Annotated in this window: 17 protein-coding genes; 9 read left to right on the top strand and 8 right to left on the bottom strand. The window is 41.3% G+C overall.

The features are described from left to right. Nucleotide 1: 1 nt before the first annotated feature. On the bottom strand, nt 2-1,144 hold the full coding sequence (locus tag VFC49_RS07945) for a cation:proton antiporter (RefSeq protein ID WP_324735096.1): 1,143 nt from the start codon (nt 1,142-1,144) through the stop codon (nt 2-4). 11 nt (nt 1,145-1,155) lie between these two features. Then, a complete protein-coding gene (locus tag VFC49_RS07940) occupies nt 1,156-1,707 on the bottom strand; it encodes an HPP family protein (RefSeq protein ID WP_193385900.1) in 552 nt (183 codons plus the stop codon). 102 nt (nt 1,708-1,809) lie between these two features. Between VFC49_RS07940 and VFC49_RS07935 the strand changes: the two genes are divergently transcribed. After that, nucleotides 1,810-2,445, top strand: a complete 636-nt coding sequence (locus tag VFC49_RS07935) for an MjaI family restriction endonuclease (RefSeq protein ID WP_324735095.1) — start codon at nt 1,810-1,812, stop codon at nt 2,443-2,445. Nucleotides 2,446-2,460: 15 nt separating this feature from the next. Here the strand turns inward: VFC49_RS07935 and VFC49_RS07930 are convergent, their stop codons facing one another. Together VFC49_RS07930 and VFC49_RS07925 are read right to left on the bottom strand one after the other, a co-directional pair. Then, nucleotides 2,461-3,363: a site-specific DNA-methyltransferase gene (locus VFC49_RS07930; protein ID WP_324735094.1), complete on the bottom strand. Its 903-nt coding sequence runs from the start codon at nt 3,361-3,363 to the stop codon at nt 2,461-2,463. Continuing rightward, entirely contained in the window at nt 3,364-3,552 is a 189-nt protein-coding gene (locus tag VFC49_RS07925; protein ID WP_324735093.1) for a hypothetical protein, read from the bottom strand. A 104-nt stretch (nt 3,553-3,656) separates the two neighbouring features. On the opposite strand from VFC49_RS07925, the gene VFC49_RS07920 reads away from it, so the two are divergent. Next, a complete protein-coding gene (locus tag VFC49_RS07920; protein WP_324735092.1) occupies nt 3,657-5,144 on the top strand; it encodes an NAD(P)/FAD-dependent oxidoreductase in 1,488 nt (495 codons plus the stop codon). Nucleotides 5,145-5,201: 57 nt separating this feature from the next. After that, on the top strand, nt 5,202-6,128 hold the full coding sequence (locus VFC49_RS07915) for a TIGR00269 family protein (RefSeq protein WP_324735091.1): 927 nt from the start codon (nt 5,202-5,204) through the stop codon (nt 6,126-6,128). Nucleotides 6,129-6,183: 55 nt separating this feature from the next. On the opposite strand, the gene jtg is transcribed toward VFC49_RS07915, so the two are convergent. Next, nucleotides 6,184-8,157 carry a 4-alpha-glucanotransferase gene (jtg, locus tag VFC49_RS07910; protein WP_324735090.1) on the bottom strand — a complete coding sequence of 658 codons (1,974 nt, stop codon included), beginning with the start codon at nt 8,155-8,157 and terminating at the stop codon, nt 6,184-6,186. A 112-nt stretch (nt 8,158-8,269) separates the two neighbouring features. Between jtg and VFC49_RS07905 the strand changes: the two genes are divergently transcribed. Continuing rightward, nucleotides 8,270-10,870, top strand: coding sequence for a CARDB domain-containing protein (locus VFC49_RS07905; RefSeq protein ID WP_324735089.1), 2,601 nt, complete (start codon nt 8,270-8,272; stop codon nt 10,868-10,870). Between the two features lie 27 nt (nt 10,871-10,897). Here VFC49_RS07905 and VFC49_RS07900 read toward each other — a convergent pair whose 3' ends face one another. Together VFC49_RS07900 and VFC49_RS07895 are read right to left on the bottom strand one after the other, a co-directional pair. Then, a complete protein-coding gene (locus VFC49_RS07900) occupies nt 10,898-11,518 on the bottom strand; it encodes an SEC59/DGK1/VTE5 family protein (RefSeq protein ID WP_324735088.1) in 621 nt (206 codons plus the stop codon). Then, a complete protein-coding gene (locus VFC49_RS07895) occupies nt 11,490-12,188 on the bottom strand; it encodes an HAD family hydrolase (protein ID WP_324735087.1) in 699 nt (232 codons plus the stop codon). Before VFC49_RS07895 ends, VFC49_RS07900 begins: the two co-directional genes overlap by 29 nt. A gap of 79 nt (nt 12,189-12,267) precedes the next feature. On the opposite strand from VFC49_RS07895, the gene VFC49_RS07890 reads away from it, so the two are divergent. From VFC49_RS07890 to VFC49_RS07875, 4 genes are all read left to right on the top strand, one after another. After that, the gene (locus tag VFC49_RS07890; protein WP_324736696.1) at nt 12,268-12,513 is read left to right on the top strand and encodes a TIGR00304 family membrane protein; all 246 of its coding nucleotides are present in this window, start codon (nt 12,268-12,270) and stop codon (nt 12,511-12,513) included. Between the two features lies 1 nt (nt 12,514). Beyond that, nucleotides 12,515-13,699 (top strand): cation:proton antiporter, encoded by a 1,185-nt coding sequence (locus tag VFC49_RS07885; protein WP_324735086.1) that lies wholly within the window; start codon nt 12,515-12,517, stop codon nt 13,697-13,699. 34 nt (nt 13,700-13,733) lie between these two features. Then, the gene (gene mfnA, locus VFC49_RS07880; protein WP_324736695.1) at nt 13,734-14,894 is read left to right on the top strand and encodes a tyrosine decarboxylase MfnA; all 1,161 of its coding nucleotides are present in this window, start codon (nt 13,734-13,736) and stop codon (nt 14,892-14,894) included. A gap of 78 nt (nt 14,895-14,972) precedes the next feature. Next, nucleotides 14,973-17,252 (top strand): beta-galactosidase trimerization domain-containing protein, encoded by a 2,280-nt coding sequence (locus tag VFC49_RS07875; RefSeq protein ID WP_324735085.1) that lies wholly within the window; start codon nt 14,973-14,975, stop codon nt 17,250-17,252. A gap of 3 nt (nt 17,253-17,255) precedes the next feature. Here VFC49_RS07875 and VFC49_RS07870 read toward each other — a convergent pair whose 3' ends face one another. Then, the gene (locus VFC49_RS07870; protein ID WP_324735084.1) at nt 17,256-18,116 is read right to left on the bottom strand and encodes a cation diffusion facilitator family transporter; all 861 of its coding nucleotides are present in this window, start codon (nt 18,114-18,116) and stop codon (nt 17,256-17,258) included. Between the two features lie 337 nt (nt 18,117-18,453). Between VFC49_RS07870 and VFC49_RS07865 the strand changes: the two genes are divergently transcribed. Then, nucleotides 18,454-18,957: an oligosaccharide flippase family protein gene (locus VFC49_RS07865; RefSeq protein ID WP_324735083.1), complete on the top strand. Its 504-nt coding sequence runs from the start codon at nt 18,454-18,456 to the stop codon at nt 18,955-18,957. The last annotated feature ends 126 nt before the right edge of the window (nt 18,958-19,083 follow it).

Raw genomic sequence — 19,083 nt, 5'->3', positions numbered from 1 at the left:
CTCACTCCCTCGCAAATGCCCACTTTAGAAGAGGAGGAGTTACAAGGGTTGTAATCATGACCATAGCTATTGAAATTGAAAATGCTCCTCTATCCAAAACTCCCTCAGCCAATCCGATATTTGCCATGATCAAGCCAACTTCCATTCTTGGAATCATTCCCACACCTATCTGGAGTGCTTCTTTTACTTTGAACTTTGAAATTAACGCTCCAGCACCACATCCAATGATCTTCCCAATTATTGCAAGGAACGAATAAATAAATGCAAACCCTCCCGCAGTAATTACAACATGGGCATCAGTTTCTGCACCAACACCAACCAAGAATATGGGTATGAAAAAGGAGTACCCAATAGTTATGATTTTGTCAATAATCTTTTTGGCATCTTCACTGCCAGCGACAAGTATTCCAGCAAGATATGCCCCAGTTATTGCTGCTATCTGAAAATGTTCTGCTAAGTAAGCAAATATCAACATTATCGCCAAAGCTATTGTTGTTACAGTTTCTGGAAGGTTTATCTTATGTGAACCTCTCAGAATCTCTTTTATAGCTCTACTCCCGATGAGCATGCTCACCGCAAAAAACACCACTATTTCACCAACCAGAATCACAATATCCTCAACATAAACACTTCCCTTCGTGTTCATAGCAACAAGTATGGTCAGTATCATTATACCTAAAACGTCATCAACCACTGCTGCAGCCAGAATTGCAGCACCAACACGGGTGCGCAATTTTTTAAGTTCAATAAGAACATTGGCTGTCAAGCTAACACTTGTTGCAGTCATGACACCGCCAAGAAAAAGTGCCTGCATCTGCGGATAACCCCATTCAATTGCTATAAAATACCCAAACAAAAATGGCACAAGAACACCAAGCAAAGCTATTACAAAAGACGGAAATCCTACATTTTTAAATTCTTCTATATCAGTTTCAAGACCTGCTAAAAAGAGTAGCATAATAACACCAAGATCCGCTAAAAGTCTGACACCTTCCCCGTAAGTAACAAGATTCAGAAGAGAAGGTCCAAGTATAATTCCCCCAACTATCTGACCCAATGCAGCCGGTAGTCCAAAGCGTGAGCTTAAATACCCAAAACCCTTTGCAGCTATTAGTATGGTTGCAAGCTCAAGAAATATATCCAACTTTATCGCCCCTAAACAGATACAATCCTGATAAGCCTTATTATGTCCTTCACCTCTAAAATGCCATGAACATGTTTTTCACCATCAACAACGGGAAGATGATGCTTACCAGTTTCAATCATCAACTTTATTGCATGACCCAGATTATCGTCGATATGAATTGTTATCGGCTTCGTGACCATTATGTCCTCAACCCTTGATGCCCTGTTTAGCGTGTACCTTTTCAAGAGTCCAAGACCGACAATCGAATACCTCCGAGGTGGACTGAAGAAATGAAGCAAATCCTTCATCGTAATAAATCCTAAAAGCCTGTTTTTTTCATCAACAACAACTGCAGAGGTTTCCTCTCCTTTGAGGTTTTCTATTAGGGTTGTAAGTGGATCCTCTGGATGAACTTTTAGGAAATCCGTATCCATAACAAGTTTAACAGGAACCTTGGATATGTACCTAATATTATGGCTCAGCTCCTCCTTTCTCTGCATTTGGAGGTGCTTTCTTTTTCCTACAACAATATGCATCTTCTTTCTCTTCAACTTTTCGGCACGTTCCACCCATGCCACCATAATATATTGGACAAAAATGTGTTTAAATCTTTCTCTATTTATGCGAAATACTATGGAAAAGTAAAATAAAGTCAAAAGGCAAAAAGAGAAATGGTGACATTTATGAAGACACCTACGGGCATAGTAGAGATTACTTCTGATGAAGAAAGAGAACTTCTCAGGTTGCCCCCTAAACCAGAGCTACCAAAGTATTCTTCACAACTAATTAATCTTGCAAATCAGTTTGCACAGGGAACACGTCCAAAAGTTGTTGGCCAGATGAGCGAGTTAATTAAAGAATTCAGGAAAAGTGGGGGTAAAACATTTGAGGATTGGAAGAAATGGTATTTGCGGAAATATCCCAAGGCGATAGATGAAGCAACAAGAAAAATATGGGATATGCTTGGTAAGTTTAAAGAAGCACTGGAGCACTTGAATGAAGAGGATGTAAGAAAGTGGGTAGAAGATTTGGTTCTCGTCAAAACATATGAAGGCCTTATGCTGCAGGAGGCTATTCTGAAAAAAGTAGCAGAAGAAGTTGGAGCAGGTTATCGCCTTGCCACTCCAGAAGAAGAATCAAAGGGCATTGATGGAGTAATTATCCTCAAAAACAGGGAAATCCCTGTGTCAATAAAACCTAAAACTTATGTTATGCAGGAAAGGCATCTGCCCGAAGAGCTCAAAGGATATCTAATTGTTTACGAGAAAAAGAAAAACAAGATTGTAATTGATTATTCTCCGGTATTAACAGCACTTTAGGCTGTTGCGGATCATTTATTCGCGATAAATAAATTTGACTTCAAAATTTACTCCCAATCTTCTTTGTTTTACCCCTATCTTCTCTTCAATTATTGGTCTTAGGCTTTCATCAATCTCATACCCTATTGAATTCCTTTGTAACTCAATTGCGACTTTTGTGGTAGTTCCAGTTCCCAAAAACGGATCTAACACTGTGTCGCCTATTATTGAAAACATTCTGATTAATCTTCTTGGTATCTCCTCCGGGTATGCTGCAGTTCTTCTCGCTATCTTTGGATGCGTCTGACGCTCTCCTTTAACATCTTCCCAAATTTGACTGAACCATTTATCCCTCTCCTCCTTAGTGTATCTACTTGCATATCTTAATGGATCTTTCGGTTTAAACTTCCTAGGTTCTCCCTTCCTGAATATTAAGATGTATTCAACATCTAATGTAACATAAGCATTTGGTGGTAAAAACCCAGAACCTAAGAATGCATTAGGCTTATTTGTGGGCTTCTTCCAAAGGATATATGGCAGTGTGATAAAGCCAATCTTCTCAAAGTACTCGATGATTTTCGCATGATTTGGAAACAGTCTAAAATTACCATTAAGCTTTCTTGTTGCATCTCCAATATTGATACATGCAATCCCTCCGGGGACAAGCACCCGGTAAACCTCTTCCCAGACTGGCAATAAAGTCTCATGCATTAACTCATAAATTTCCCTAACAATTCGTTCTTTTTTCTGTTTATTGCTTGTAGCCTTTAATTTTTCAAAGGCTTTATCAATATCCGGGTTTAACCTTCTAAAAAGATCATCCCATATTTCGATCATTGGATACGGCGGAGAAGTCACTACCAAATGAACACTCTCATCCTCAACTTCATACATCCTCCTAGAATCCCCAAAGACAATTTTATGAACAGTTTTCATCATTTATTCTTCCTCCATCCACTTCTTAATGGTTGTTGATACGATTGACTTTTCAGACAACCAAGTAAGAACAATATTTCTAACAATCTCAGCATCCGTTTGGCCCAAAATTCCTCTAAACTTCTCAATTAGCTCCCACTGATTCTTAGTAAATGTAACTTGAACTCTTTTTACATCCTCTTTCTGTGTCATTCTATACTCACCTAAAACACATATTTGATACAAATTATTATAAAGTTTATGGTACTTCAGCCTGTTCTCATTCTGTGGGTGCCAAGATCACAAATTTTATAAGTATGCACACTGCAAACCTTGGTAAGGGATATATGGTTTCTTTTGAAGAAAAGTTTGACGTTGTCATTATAGGAGCAGGTTCAGCAGGTCTTTTTGCCGCTTATGAGCTTGCAGAGAAAAGCGATTTTAAAATAGCTGTGATAGATGAAGGTGGAGATATTGACCAGAGAGTTTGCCCAATGTATGAAGTCGGCTACTGTGTTGGATGCAAGCCATGTCACATAATGAGCGGCGTTGGAGGAGCTGGAGGCTTAAGCGACGGAACAATAAATCTAAGACCAGATATCGGCGGCGATTTAACTGAACTTACACACGATGAGAACTATTCTTGGCAGCTCGTGTGGGAAGTTGATCAAATATTTCTGAGACATGGAGCACCAAGAAGGCTTTACAAAGGGAATGAAGAGCAAATTCGAGAATGGGAGAGGAGGGCTGCTCAGGCAGGGGTAAAATTCATCCCAATAATTCAGAGACACATTGGTTCAGATCATACAAAGGAAGTGATAAAATCAATCAAAGAATATCTTGAAAGCAAGGGAGTAAAGTTCATTCTCTGGACAAAAGTTGAAGAATTTAGGCAAGGTGAAGTCGTAGCGAGGAGAGGAGGTACTGTCTTCACGGCTAAAGCCAGATACATAATTGTAGCTCCCGGAAGAGGAGGAGCCGACTGGTTCCACGAGGTAGCCCAAAAAATTGGACTAAAAGCCAGACACGGCCCAATAGATGTGGGGGTTAGGGTTGAAGTTCCCGCCATAGTGATGGAGCCCATAACAAGCATAAATCATGATCCAAAGTTTCACATCTACACAGACACATACGACGACTTCGTTAGGACATTCTGCACAAATCCATACGGTTTTGTTGTGGAGGAAAGATATGATAGTTATGTTGGTGTAAATGGACATTCAATGAGAGATAGAAAAAGCAACAACACAAATTTCGCCTTTTTGAGCAGAATAGAGCTTACAGAGCCCGTTGAAGACACAACAGCTTATGGAAAGAGCATCGCTCAGCTGGCAACAACGATCGGTGGAGGAAAACCAATTCTGCAACGTTTAGGTGATTTAAGGAGAGGAAGGAGGAGTACATGGGCAAGGATAAGGAAGAGCAACGTTGAACCGACATTAAAACACGTTACCCCAGGGGATATAGCCATGGCTCTGCCCCATAGGGTTGTCACGAATATAATAGAAGGTCTCGAAAAGTTAGATAAAGTAATCCCCGGAGTTGCAAGTGATCATACTCTGCTCTATGCTCCTGAAATTAAATACTATGCAATGAGAGCTGAAGTAAATGAGAACTTAGAAACCAGCATAGAAAACATATTCGCCGCCGGCGATGGTGCTGGGCTTTCCAGAGATATAGTAAACGCTGCCGCAACAGGGCTCTTAGCTGCGAGGGGAATTCTGAAAAAAGAGGGGAATTACACAGAAAAAGATTTCAAAAAACCAGGCAACTGGAAGAAAAGAATTGAAAGCTTAGAGGGATAATCATTAAGATAGGCAAGTTTTTTAAATCTCCCCCTTCTCCTTTCCTTAGGTGAGAACATGAAGTGCAAATTCTGTGAGAGAAAGGCATTCATCAAGCTCCACTATCCAAAAATGTATCTCTGCAGAGAGCACTTCATAGAGTATTTTGAGAGAAAAGTTAAGAGAACTATTGAGAAATACAAGCTTCTAAAAAGAGACGAGAGAATTCTTGTGGTTGTGAGCGGAGGTAAAGACTCAGCCGTTGTCTCTTACGTGCTCAAAAAACTCGGCTACAATATCGAGTGCCTTTATATCAACCTCGGAATTGGAGAGTACTCAGCTAAAAGTGAAGAATATGCCAAAAAGCAGTGTGAGATGATAAATGCTAAGCTTCATATAGTTAGAGTTAGAGAGCTCTTGGGAGCCGGGATTGGTAAGCTTAAAACTTCCCGCCCCACATGCTCTTACTGTGGAATAACTAAGAGGTACATCTTCAACAAATTCGCCTATGACAATGGCTTTGATGTTATCGTTACGGGACACAACTTAGATGATGAAGCGTCGTTCATTTTTGGCAATATAATGAACTGGAATACCCAGTATTTGGCCAAGCAAGGGCCTTTATTGCCCGGAGAAGGCAAATTCGTGAAAAAGGTCAAGCCCCTTTATGAAGTCACAGAAAGGGAAGTTGTTGCGTATGCCTTAGCGGTTGGTATAGACTACATGGTTGAAGAATGTCCGCATGCAAGGGGAGCGACCACTCTGAGCTATAAAGAGATTCTGAATAATATGGAAGAAAAAAGACCGGGGACAAAGATAAACTTCGTGAAAGGTTACCTAAGGAAAAGACACCTCTTTGAGCAGGAAATTGAAGAAGTAGAACTCAAGGAGTGCAAAGTATGTGGAATGCCAGCTTTGGGTGAGAAGTGCTCCTTCTGCAAAGTCTGGCGTCTTGAAAAGCCAATAGACTTTAGAATAAAGCCCCAGATATCCAGCGCATCATAAAGTCAGGGGCGAAAGATAACCATAATCGGCCGTTTTGTTTTTAAAATTTTAAAAATCAGAGCTCCTTAAACCTAATCTCAAACTCAAGCTCCTTCTCTATTGGGAACAACAGAGTATAGCTTACTCCTTGCTGAATGAAGTCCCAGCCACTCTCCGACTGTGAGAGGGTTTTAATTGGGAATTTCCATACCTTAACTTTTCTGTCTAAGATTATCTCAACTTTACCAATACCGTAAGTGTCGTTCACGAGTATTCTATCGGCTTCAAATTCCTCTGGATTCTCCATGACGCTGTGAACGGCTAAGTTAAGTTCAACTCCAAAGAGGACTTCATAAGGCTCGCCAAGTGAAACGCTGTATTTTGCCAAGAAGCCGTCATTTGTAAGCTCAATTTCTTTCTTAACTCTTGCCAGAACTTTTTTCTCGGCATATACTCCCCCATTGCGCCAAAGCTTTACACTATTTCCATTAAGCTCAAATTCATACGGCTGATTAACGAAGTCTCCAAGCTCATGATATTTAACTAAGCGGTAAGTATCAAGAGTCTCCGTAGTTGATATGAAGTGATCTTGCAAAATAGCCCTGAGGTGCCAGTCATAAGCCAGCTCACGCTTAATTTCCTCAGGGATTTTCTTACCAAGCTCATGAATGCTTGCAACGCCCTCTTCGCTTTCTTCCTCTGGAGTTGCTGCTTCGGGAACTTCGTGGTAGTGCTCCCATCTTCTTGCTAAAACATCGTTGTAGTTAACAGCTTTTCTCTTTGAGCTAAGCTCAAAGATTGAGCCTCCATAATGAGGCTTGATCGTTGCTATAAACCTTCCATTTTCAAGCATGATTTCATCTCTTCCATCAAAATCCACGTCAAAAACCCTGTTTCCAGTGGTGACATAGCTCTGTGCCTTTATGATGTTCTCCCAAACTGCTCTCCTCAAGTGAGGCAGATAAACACCGCCAAAGACACCATGCCAGTAGGCATCGTTGCACTGGGCTTTAAGTATGTACCCCCTCGCTTCAGGAATATTTCTGACAAGTTTGCTAACATAGAGCATTCTTTTGTGCATGAAATTGCTCTCCGGGTACTTATAGAAGAAGTTCTTCCAAATGCCGCCCCTAACGAATACCCTGTACTTTTCAAACTCTCCTCTCCTTTTCAATTTTTCAACAAACTCAACAAAAAGCTTTGCCTGTTTTGCTGGCAGAGACCACTCGCTCATTTCAAAGTATGATGCTATCGGCAGATAGACGAGCCCTCTTGGGGTAAACTTCGAAAGATACTCAGAGTAAAGCATGAGGTTTATTCTCTCATTGCTTGTGACGGCATCAAAGAACTCCCTAAGCCAGCCTTTTTTATAAACCCATTCATAAGTTCCAGGCCAAACTCCAAATTTTTCACCGTCATCATGGAAAACAGCGACCTTTGAAGGATCGCTGTCAGCTAAGCTTTCCAAATATCTAATGGTCTTTTCTACGGGACGGAAAGGAATCAGGTACCTTAGCTTTTCGTCAATTGGGAATACAACTATAACTTCTCCCCCATCTTCAGTATAGTACGGCCAGTAAAGATCTTCCTTGCTAAGTCCGGCACTCATGAAGTGGTAATCATCTACTATAACATACTCAATTCCACTCTCCCTGAGAGTTTTTACCAATTCTGGCTGCCACACCCTTTCAGTAAGCCATACACCCTTTGCGTCATAACCCAACTTCTTAGCAAACTCCTTAAGGAGTTTTATCTGCTCAATCCTGTCTTCCTTTGGTATTGCTGCTAACACCGGCTCATAAAATCCTGCAACAACTATTTCGAGCTGACCCCTTTTTACAAGCTTTCTCAAAAGCTCAATATACTCTGGATGGTTTTCGTTTATCCATTCAAGGAGGGGACCGCTGAAATGAACAGCAACTTTCATTGAGGGAAACTCTTCAAGGATCTCCATAAATGGTCTGTATGATTTGTTGTAAGCATCTTCAAAAACCCACCCAAAGTTCCCAAGGGGCTGATGATTATGAATGCCAAAGATGAAATTTATCATTGCGACACCTCCATCATAATTATCACTAACGGTGATATTCAAAAAGGTATATAAACATTATCATGCTCATATATCAACAAGGGTGAACAATTATCACCCGGGGTGACTCAGTATGAAAAAAGGTCTGAGTTTTGTTATTGTTGTACTTATTGTGCTGGGCTTAGTGCCAGCAGTGAGTGGACTTTATGGAACAAAAGTTCTTGATGGAAGCTTAAGCGACTGGGGAACACTTGATTATATAGCTACAGCCAACGACAATGGGCTCGCAGGTGCAAATCTGAATAACCTATATGTTGCATGGGATGATGAATATCTGTACATTATGATAACCACAAGGAATTCTCAAAGCTGGGACTTGGCTTATGGAATTGGAATTGACATTGATCCAGGAACCGGAAATGGATACACTGGAGACATGGATGCTTGGGGAAGACGTATTGGCTTTGGAAACGGATATGCAATTGACTACGAGATCTACTTCTGGTATAGCGGTGGTAGCGGCATCACAGCAGACAACTTCATTACATGGACTGGCGGAGGATGGGACTATAAAGCGCTGGCAGACGTTGGGGCAGGTTTTGCATACACCGGAGACACCTCAACCGGTCTCCAGACATTGGAGGTTAAGATTCCCTGGACAGCGCTCGGTGGAAAACCAGAAAAGCTCGCACTGATAGCTTGGATTGCAGGCGGGGGAGATTCCTCAGCAGTCAGCTCTGTGCCATGGGACCCAGCGATGGAAAGTCTTGATGAACCTTATGCCAGCTGGTTCAACGGAGATGAATGGGGAGATACTGATTACTTCACAAATCTCGCAGAAATCCAGGTAGCTCCAAAGACCATCGACGGCAACCTAAGTGATTGGGAAAACTACGAGATTGTTGGAGTCAGCACATTAGATGGTCCAGATGGTGCAGATCTGGACAAATTGTATGTTTCATACGATGACAAATACCTCTACATAGCATTAACAACAAACAATACTGCAAGCTGGGGAATCGTCTACGGATTTGGGCTTGATGTCAAAGATGGGGGATATACCGGAGATACCGATGCTTGGGGAAGAAAAATAGGATTCTCAAGAGGGATAGATTACGAGATTTACTTCTGGTACGACAGTGGAAATGATAAAATTGGTGGTGGAAACTTCATAACTTGGAATGGGAACGGCTGGGACTATCAAGATGTTGGAAGTGTTGTTACATATGCTGCCACCTGCGGAAATGGATTGCAGATCCTTGAGATGGCAATTCCATGGAGTGCTATAGGAGGAAGAACATCTGAACTCGCCATAATAGCATGGGTTGCAGGTAGCTTTGGTGGCGATTCAGCCGTTGATACTGTTCCATTAGACCCAGACGTTGATGGGAGTGACTGGACAGACCAAGACTATCTATCGAACTTTGCAGTAATCGAAATCCCAATTCCAAAACCCGAATTAACTGTAAAATTGAGTTCAAATGTCCTGGACATAGAACCCTGGCAGCCAGCCAACCTAACAGTTGAAGTCCAAAACCTGGGCAAAGTTGATGCCAAGAACGTTAAAGTTGAGCTTTATGACAATGATGAACTTCTCAGTTCGTGGATTGTAAATGTTTCCGCGGAAAGCTCAGTTAACTTGGTGTACACCTACGAATATCCCGGTTCATGGGGAACTCACGTCTTCAAAGCAGTTGTTGACCCTGAAAATGTTATTCAAGAGGTCAATGAGGAAAACAACATTGCCACATTGGAACTTGAAATTGGAAAAGCAGTAAAGACCCAGAGCGACATGATAAACCTTGGCAAGTATGTATGGCCAAGGCTTTATGAAAAGAAGTACCCCCTGGTCGAAGAACTCCTCAAAAATTTAACTGCAGCAAAGCTTCCAATTAAGTACAGAGAGAATATAACGAACTTCCAGATGCAGCTTAATGAAAGCCTTTCCATGTTCAATGAAGGGAGGGAGATGATAGGAATAAGGAACATGGAGCTCAGAGGAAGCTTGAAAATATTTGCGGCATATTCAAGGCTCCTAAGAATTCAGAGAGAAGTTGAAAAGTTCCTCAATGCAGTGCAGGGCGAGCTCTTAGCCAATAAGCTTACAAAGAAGATTGACGGCAATTTAGATGATTGGAGTCCAGAAACATTGGTTTATGAAGATACAACAGGCTTTGGACAGCAGGGGGCAAATCTTAAAGCACTGTATGTCGATTACGATGATAACTTCCTTTACATCGCATTAACAACTGAAAACAAAGCTTCATGGAGAATTGCCTATGGATTTGCCTTAGACTATAAAGATGGTGGCTATACAGGGGATACCGATGGATGGGGAAGAAAAATAAGCTTCACAAGAGGTGTTGATGCAGAACTTTACTTCTGGTGGTTCGGGGAGTTCTTTGGAGAGAAAGGAACTGACAGAATTGAAACCATGCAGCTTGTGCTCTGGAACGGCACTGGATGGCAGTACTATAACCTTCAAGATCTCGGATTTGTAGCATGGACAGGGAGTACAAACGGTCTGCAGACATTAGAAGTCGCAATTCCGTGGGATGCCCTTGGAGGAAAGCCGACAAAGATCGGCATAGTGGCATGGATAACCGGAGCAAACGCCGGCGATTCAGCAGTGGAGACCTTGCCAGACGATCCATCAGTTCACGACCTCGATCCAGGACAGGAATGGACTGATGCAGACACAATAAGCACGTTTGCAGAGGTCACAATTGGATGATCTGTTTTCTTCATTTTATCCTCTTTTTCAAAATGCCATTTTTCTAAAGGCATAGAGCGTAACAGCAACTGCCAACTGATTCGAGAAGTTGTCATCAGGGGGAAGCTCATAGAATTCAGCCAAAGTTCCAGCCAATGCTCCAATCAATGCGTGTGGGGGGTCAATGAGGGAAGATAGAATGAGCAGGGCAGTTACAAAATACGCCAAGCTGCCTTCCAGACTCTTACCGTTCTTAAAGCGATGTTTTCCAAAAGGCTTTCCAACTATTGCAGCTACGGCATCTCCTAAAGTCGCAACAGCTATAGATCCGATGGCAATGTCCCTGGGAAAGAAGTAAACTATGACAAACGCAGCAAGGGCAAAATAGATATGCGCCCCAATGCTCCTCCTTTCATGCTCTCTCGCTATAATGTCTATTTCTCTCTCAACGATCTCGATCAGCTGTCTATCAACATAAAGACCCAGCTTTTTCTTTAATTTATCCCTAAAATGCTCCACAATTCTGAGAGGTTCAAGAACGATAAACATTACAAAAGACAAACCAACAAAGAAGAGAGCAGCTTCTTTGCCAAAAAGAAGATAAACCGCAGGAACAGTTAAACCCGTCAGGTGGAGGGATTTACGCTTTATCTCGCTTTTCATGCTCACACTTGATCACCTCCAGCGCCTCAATCAAATCTTTGACAACGTAATCTGCATATTTTGACCTTTTGCCTTTAAAATACCCTCTTTTCACGAGTATTGTAACCGCTCCAACTGTCTTGCCACCTTTCATGTCTGTATCATCTCTATCACCAACCATGTAAACTTCATCCTCATTAGGAAACATCCTCCTCGCAAGTAAGAAGTTGTGGGGATCAAGTTTGCTGTGTCCCGTTTCTCCACTGATTATTATTCCATCAAAGTAGTCTTTTATGCCGAGATACTCAAGCTTTTTCCTCTGCCAGTACGTTGATGAGTCAGTCACAAGAACCAACTTTGCATCAATTTTTTTAAGCTTCTCAAGAAAATATTTAGCATCTGGAAAAAGCTTGAGATTTGAAAAGAACGTTCTATCAACGAGTTCAAGCATCTCTTCCAAATCTTCTCTCTTAACTCTGCTGTACACCCTCTCCATAATTCTCTGAAGGAGCTTGTCCAGATCAAGAACCAAAAGCTCCCTTGACTGCTCCAGCTCCCTATACCGGGCAGTCAAAATATAAAACAGCGCTTTGAATTTTCTTTTCCTTATGAGATGAGGAAAAAGCCTAATTATGGTATATTTTCCAGCCTCCCAGGTGTTGCAGAGGGTGTCATCAAGATCAACCATTACCAGCATAATAGAGCTTTCAGGCTTTGCTTTAATAATCTTTAGGTTAAGCTTTAAAAACTTGCAAAAATACAATCTCATGATGGCTATGAAAGGGGAGCTTCTAATAATAGCGGGAATAGCAATGATCTTCATAGGGTTTCTCTTAGTGTTCATAGGGACATTAATGACAGCAGCAAGTGGAGAGGCTGAAGTTGAGAGTGGAGGGGTCATAATGATAGGGCCAATCCCAATAGTCTTTGGAACTCAGAGAGGTGCAACCTTAGCAATGATCCTCGCAATAATCCTGATGCTTCTCTGGATATTCATGGTTCTGCTGAACAGGAGGGTCTGAGTTGCAATATATCCTCGATCTTTCAATTCTTCTGGTAACTGCAAAAACCTTGGAGTGGCTATTTGAAAAGAGGGAAATCCACCCGATAATAGCCCACATTTCAACTGGAATAATCTTAGGTCCCTTTGTTCTGAATGTGATTTCTCCTTCCGAGCCTCTTAAGGTTCTTTCAGAGTTTGGACTGTTGATGATGATGCTGTACATGGGTTTAACAAGTAACTTTTCGGCTATAGCCACAAACAAACTAAAAGCCACAGTCGTTGCAATTTTAGGTGTGGCATTCTCCTTTGTTCTTGGTTTCATGACCGTGATGGCATTTGGAAGGGGGTTAGCAGCAGCTATATTCGTTGGCGTGACTCTGGGAAACACTGCAATCGAAGTAACAAGCGGAGTTATTGTCAGAGAGAGGGTCAAAAGAGAGATTTCTTCGATTCTTATGGGAGCAGCTTTTGCTGACGACATAATAGCGGTTTATCTAATTGGCATCATTACCGCACTTGCAAGAGGCGAGCTCAGCTTTGTGCCCCTTGCAGTCCTGACGATCAAAATAGCTCTCTTCATAGTTGCCGTCTTGCTTATCTCAGAATTCGTATTCAAACGATCCAAGAGGTTTTATGGAATAGTGCGTAATTTAAACATCTTTTTCACATTCACACTTGTTTTAACTTTCCTCCTTGCACTCATAGCCGAAGAAGTCGGTCTTCATCAGATAATTGGGGCATATTTAGCCGGGTTAACGATAAGCCGCCTAAGAGAGAGGAAGGATCCGCTTGTCATAAGCAGAATTAAGCTCAACGAGCTGATTGAAGACCTACAAGTTGTACTGACAGAATTTTTCATTCCACTCTTCTTTATCTATGTGGGTTTGATGTTTAACCCAACAATGGGCAAAATAAGCTTGTTCATGATTGCACTTCTTTATGTCGCTGCAGTCCTCGGAAAGCTCATCGGATGCTCACTTGGTATGAAGATTTTTGGATTTGACTGGAAAAAGGCATTTTTAGTTGGGATTGGTATGGGTGGAAGGGGTAGCTTAGATATTGCAATTCTAAAATTCGGATTGGAAAAAGGATTAATTGACCAAAGCCTGTTTGCAAGCATAGTTATTGTCTCAATGCTCACAGCAATCACTACGCCGCAGTTCTTTAAACTGTACTTGGGAAAAATTAGGGAGGATAAAGCTTAAACGCATAATGAACAACTCCATGCAGGTGAGAGCAATGACAGCTTTTCCAAGGAAAGGAATGAGTGAGGAGAAAGTGCTTGACGAGCTTGAAAAGCGGTTAAGTGAAGACTTAACTTTTGATTCGGGTAAAATCCTTGGCTCAATGTGCACTTACCCCCATCCTCTTGCTCAAAAGATAATTTCTCTTTACATGGACAGGAACCTTGGAGACCCCGGATTGCACGTTGGGAGTAGAAAAATTGAAGAAGAAGCCGTGCAGATGCTTGGGAATTTGCTGCACTTAAACAAAGCTTATGGAAACATTGTCTCTGGAGGAACAGAGGCAAACATCTTAGCGGTGAGGGCATTTCGCAACATAGCTGATATCGAAAATCCAGAGCTGATTCTGCCGGAAAGTGCTCACTTCTCCTTTCTTAAGGCAAGTGAAATGTTAAAAGTCAAGTTGGTGTGGGCTGAGCTGAATAAAGACTACTCTGTTAATGTTAGGGACATTGAGAGTAAAATTACAGATAACACAATAGGAATTGTGGGCATAGCAGGGACAACAGGTCTGGGAGTTGTGGACGACATCCCAGCTCTTTCAGATTTAGCACAAGATTACGGGATTCCCCTTCATGTCGATGCTGCCTTTGGAGGTTTCGTGATACCCTTTGCCAAGGCATTGGGTTATGATCTGCCTGATTTTGACTTCAAGCTCAAAGGAGTGCAGAGCGTAACAATTGACCCCCACAAAATGGGCATGGTACCGATTCCTGCTGGGGGAATAATATTCAGAAAAAAGAGATTCATTGATGCAATAAGCATTCCCGCCCCATACTTGGCTGGAGGAAAGGTGTTTCAAGCTACAATAACCGGAACAAGACCTGGAGCAAACGCATTGGCAGTGTGGGCACTCCTAAAGCATTTGGGCTTTGAAGGCTACAAAAGGATTGTCAAAGAGGCAATGGAGCTCTCAAGATGGTTTGCAGGGCAGATAAGAACTTTGGAGGGGGCATATTTAATAAGAGACCCCATGCTCAATATAGTATCTTTTGGAACCAAAGAGCTGGAAAAGGTCGAGAAGGAGCTTAAAAGGAGAGGATGGGGAATCAGTGCTCACAGAGGCTACATCAGGATCGTCATGATGCCCCATGTCAAAAAAGAACACTTAGAAGAGTTTTTAAAAGATCTAAAGGAAATTTTGGGAAGTATATGATATAACCCAAATATCCACACTAAATCTAAACAAAAGGATTTTATACATGTGAATCTACATTATTAAAAGGTGCTTGTGATGTTTGTCAATTTAAGCACCAAGAGAATAGTAGTATTTCTCACGATTTTTGTACTAATTGAAATTGCAAATGTATCAGCAGCCATCCAATGGGATAACTCAATCGTTGTGGCAGATGCCTTCAGGATTGAGTTCTACGGGGATATGCTGAACGAGATAAAAAACGATTATAAGCTTAAATTTCTTCATAACACAGTTCAGGCATGGATAGATTATCGGCCATGGATGAAATATCCTGAGGCGTGGAGACACATCCAATCACTCATTTCACTTTCTCATGCATATGACATTCCCGTTGGAATAACTATGGGATGGCATGTTGGGGATTCTGTTTATGACCCCTACAACTCGGAAATTGGTTTCTTATATTATTACAGGCATATAATTCCCTACTCTAAAAGGTGGAGATATCCCAATGGAACCATAGCTTCAGATCCGTATACCGTGGGGCTATCCCGCTCATTTTCAGGTCACCTTACCATAAGAATTATAGGGGAGGAACTTAGGAGAAGAGATTTCTACGGAATAATGCAACCCCAAAATCCATACTGGAGGAATTTTCTACTATATTGGACAAGAAAAGCCGTTGATTCTGGGGCCGATGCAATATTTTTTGACAGCTCTGATGGTATTTTTACATTCGTTTGGGGTGGGGGCTGGGGCTGTAAGGATACATGGGAAGGCCGTGGATTTATAAACTACCTAAAGTCAAAATTCACCAGAAGTCAGCTTTTAGAGCTCGGGATTAAAGATATAAATAATTTCTGTTTAAAAACTTACTTGGAAAATAAATACCCCATAAAAGGAGCATATTCAGTTCCCGTCCCATTTAGGGAGAGATTTTTAACATCTTGGCCATTTGAATTAGTGGAATTTGAAAACAACAGCGAAGTTCTATCAGATCCTGTTGTAAAGGAGGCACTGTTATACTGGTATCAGTCCGCAATAGCTCTCGTTAGGAATGTTTCAATGGAAACCAGAGAATATGCAGAGGAAAGCCATAGGAAAATTTTGTTAACAACAAATGAATACTTTGCATGGATCCCCCAGATAACCCTGACACCTTATATGGATGTTGTCTATGTTGAGATTAGTCAGTTCAGACCTTATCCTTATCAAACCAATGGAGTGGTATGCAAGCTTGCCAGAGCCTCGTCAAATTTCACAAAACTTGTTTGGGTTGGAGAGTGGATTCTCTGGTTTGCAAATCCTTTTAAACCCGAAACTGCACCATCAGATGTTTCCACAATGATAAAACTAAGAATCGCAGAAATATACAGCAATCCTGGCTGTATAATGCTTGTTCCATTTGGAACGGGATCACCAGATGAGGGATGGCCTCCTCACAGGCTGGTTGATGGAAGTGAAAGGGAAGGAGTTTCCAGATACTATCAATTTATATCGAACATGCAAAGGCTTTTCAAGAATACAGCTTCGTACTCTAATGTTGCACTTGTAGTCTCCCTTCCAACTGCAATCTGGCAGTACTTCCCAGCACTGGGAATTCGAAAGAGTGATGAATACTACGATGAAATCAGAGGATGGGCACGTGCCTTAGAGCAGATGCATGTTCCATATGACGTACTCTTCCTTGGAATGGATGGGATCTTAGAAACAGATTCTTATCAGAGACTTGGGAAATACAAGCTTCTGATAGCTCCGGGATTAAGCAGGATTTCATCCCGTGATCTTAGCAGGATTGAAGAATTTCTGCAGAATGGAGGAAAGCTTATTACAACATCAGATTTCGCCAGATATGACGAGATGAACAACAAACAAACGGAGCTCAATGATTTGCTAAGCAGGGAAAATGTTATCGTTGTAAATAAAGTTGGAAAAGCATATTGGGACTCACTTGGTAAGAAGGAACCCAATATGGAGCTCTTCAGATATATTGCCGATCAGATAAACTCAGCTTTAGGAAAAGATAAGCTTCTCAACACAAATGCCTCAGAGGGTATCATGATAACACCTATAAAAAAGTTGGACTCCAATGAACTCATCCTTAACCTTGTAAATTACAACTATCATTACAATAAAATCCATGACTGGACAAATCCAGAAAAAAATATAAAAATAAAGCTAAAGCTTCCAGAAAGTTATGAAATCACGGAGGTCTTTTCAATATCCCCTGAGGAAGAGAGGAGATATCTAAGCTATACCCAAAATGGTAGATGGATAACAATAAACATAGACACCATCAAAGTATGGAAACTTATTGTGATTGTGCCCTTAAAGAATATTCTTCCACATTTGGGGAACCGAATATATGTTCGGTGATGTTTACTTTGTTACTCCTTTTATATCCACATGCACAAATGCCATCTCAACTTCCTCAAGTTCCTCTATTCTCCTTTTCACCTCTTCACTAACATCGTGGGCTTCTTTAAGCGTCAAATTTGGTGGAACCTCAATATGTAGTTCAACGTGAAGCTTCGGACCAACATAATGGGCCCTTAAATCATGAACACCCACAACGTTATCAACACTTAAGGCGATTTTCTTTATCCTCTCGCATATCTCAAAAGGAGGGGAAGTGCCAGTTAAATAGTTCACATTTCTCATAACTATCTCCAAAGCCACTTTTGCTATGAATATGGCAACAACTAAACCCGCCAATGAATCTCCATACCTAAAGCCAAATTTCTCCGCAAGCAGACCGATAAGAACAGCTATTGTGCTCAAAACGTCGCTTCTATGATGGTAGGCATCGGCTATTAGAATCTGATTGTCAAGTTTTTTTCCAACCCAGAGGGTGTATTGCGTCATCCCTTCTTTAAAGATAATCGAAAAGACGGCAACAGCAAGCATTATTGAATTAACTTCAATTGATGTCCCCTCCAGCACCCTCCCTATGGAGTCCCTTGCGATTTCATATGCAACTAAAAGAAGAGCCAATCCCATGAAGAAAGCAAAGAGCGGCTCAAATCTTGAGTGTCCAAAGGGGTGAGACCTATCAGGGGGCTTTGAAGATATCCTTATTCCAATTAGCCCAATTATACTTGTTATGACATCACTCAGGGAGTGAACACCGTCGGAAATTAGAGCCAAACTTGAATACATAAAGCCTACAGCAATTTTGAGCAATGCTAACAGTACATTTCCAATGATGCTGAACCAGATTGGCTTGTAAACCTCCTCCATGATATCACCACATTTTGTGCATATGCACAAAATATTTAAACCTTGCTAATGACAGGTTGCAGCCTAACTTTATTAGGTTTTCTAATTTTGTTAGACTAATCAAATTAAGTGGTGCTAAAATAAAAAGGTCAGTCCGTCACTCCCTCATCACACATCAGGCAAGGCTGAACTCATCATCCCAAAAAGAGATTTAAAGAGAAGTATAAAAACCTATGCTCAGCGATCACCTTTCCATCCTCATCCGTCGGTTCGCCCATCAATCATCATTGCACATCTTTAAGTTAAAGCAAAGACTTCTTAAACCTATGGCAGAAAAATTACATAGCCGGTGATAACTGTGGGCGATGAAGTAAGCCAAGCACTGCAGAAAATTGCAAGGGGAACCGGAATAATTTTTGCTGGAACAATAGTTTCAACACTCTTCGGATTTTTCAATAAAGCCATCATCGCCAGATATTTTGCCACAGCGGAGTATGGTATTTTTAATTTGGTTTTGACAATTTTCAGCATATCTTTAGTTATTGCTACACTCGGGTTTGGGAACTCTCTTCCAAGAGAAGTAGCAATTTATAAAGAGAAAAAACTATCTCAGTTGTGGGATTTAACTTCAACGGCCGTTGTTATTCTTGTTTTTAATAGTGCAGTGCTAATGCTTCTTCTGACCATAGGAGCAAAAGAAGTTGCTCAGATATTCCACGATATGAGGCTTGAAGAACCGTTAAAAATAATTGCGTTTGCACTTCCTTTTTCGGGTTTAACTGTGGGCATAGTTGCAATTTCAAGGGGATTTGGGAGGGTCAGGGAGCGGTTTACTCACATCTATGGTTCCCATCCCTTATGAAGCTGTATACTCTGTTCAGATTCACAGCTAAAATTGGCACCAAAATCCTAACATTCAGACTTCTTCACACTAATGGCATGACTAGCTTTAACAGGAGATGCCCCTACTTTGAAAACAAGGCTTCAA

This window comes from Thermococcus sp. SY098 (assembly GCF_035621495.1).
Lineage (GTDB): Archaea > Methanobacteriota_B > Thermococci > Thermococcales > Thermococcaceae > Thermococcus_B.
The sequence above is the reverse complement of the archived record's forward strand: the minus strand, read 5'-3'. Positions and strand labels throughout refer to the sequence as shown.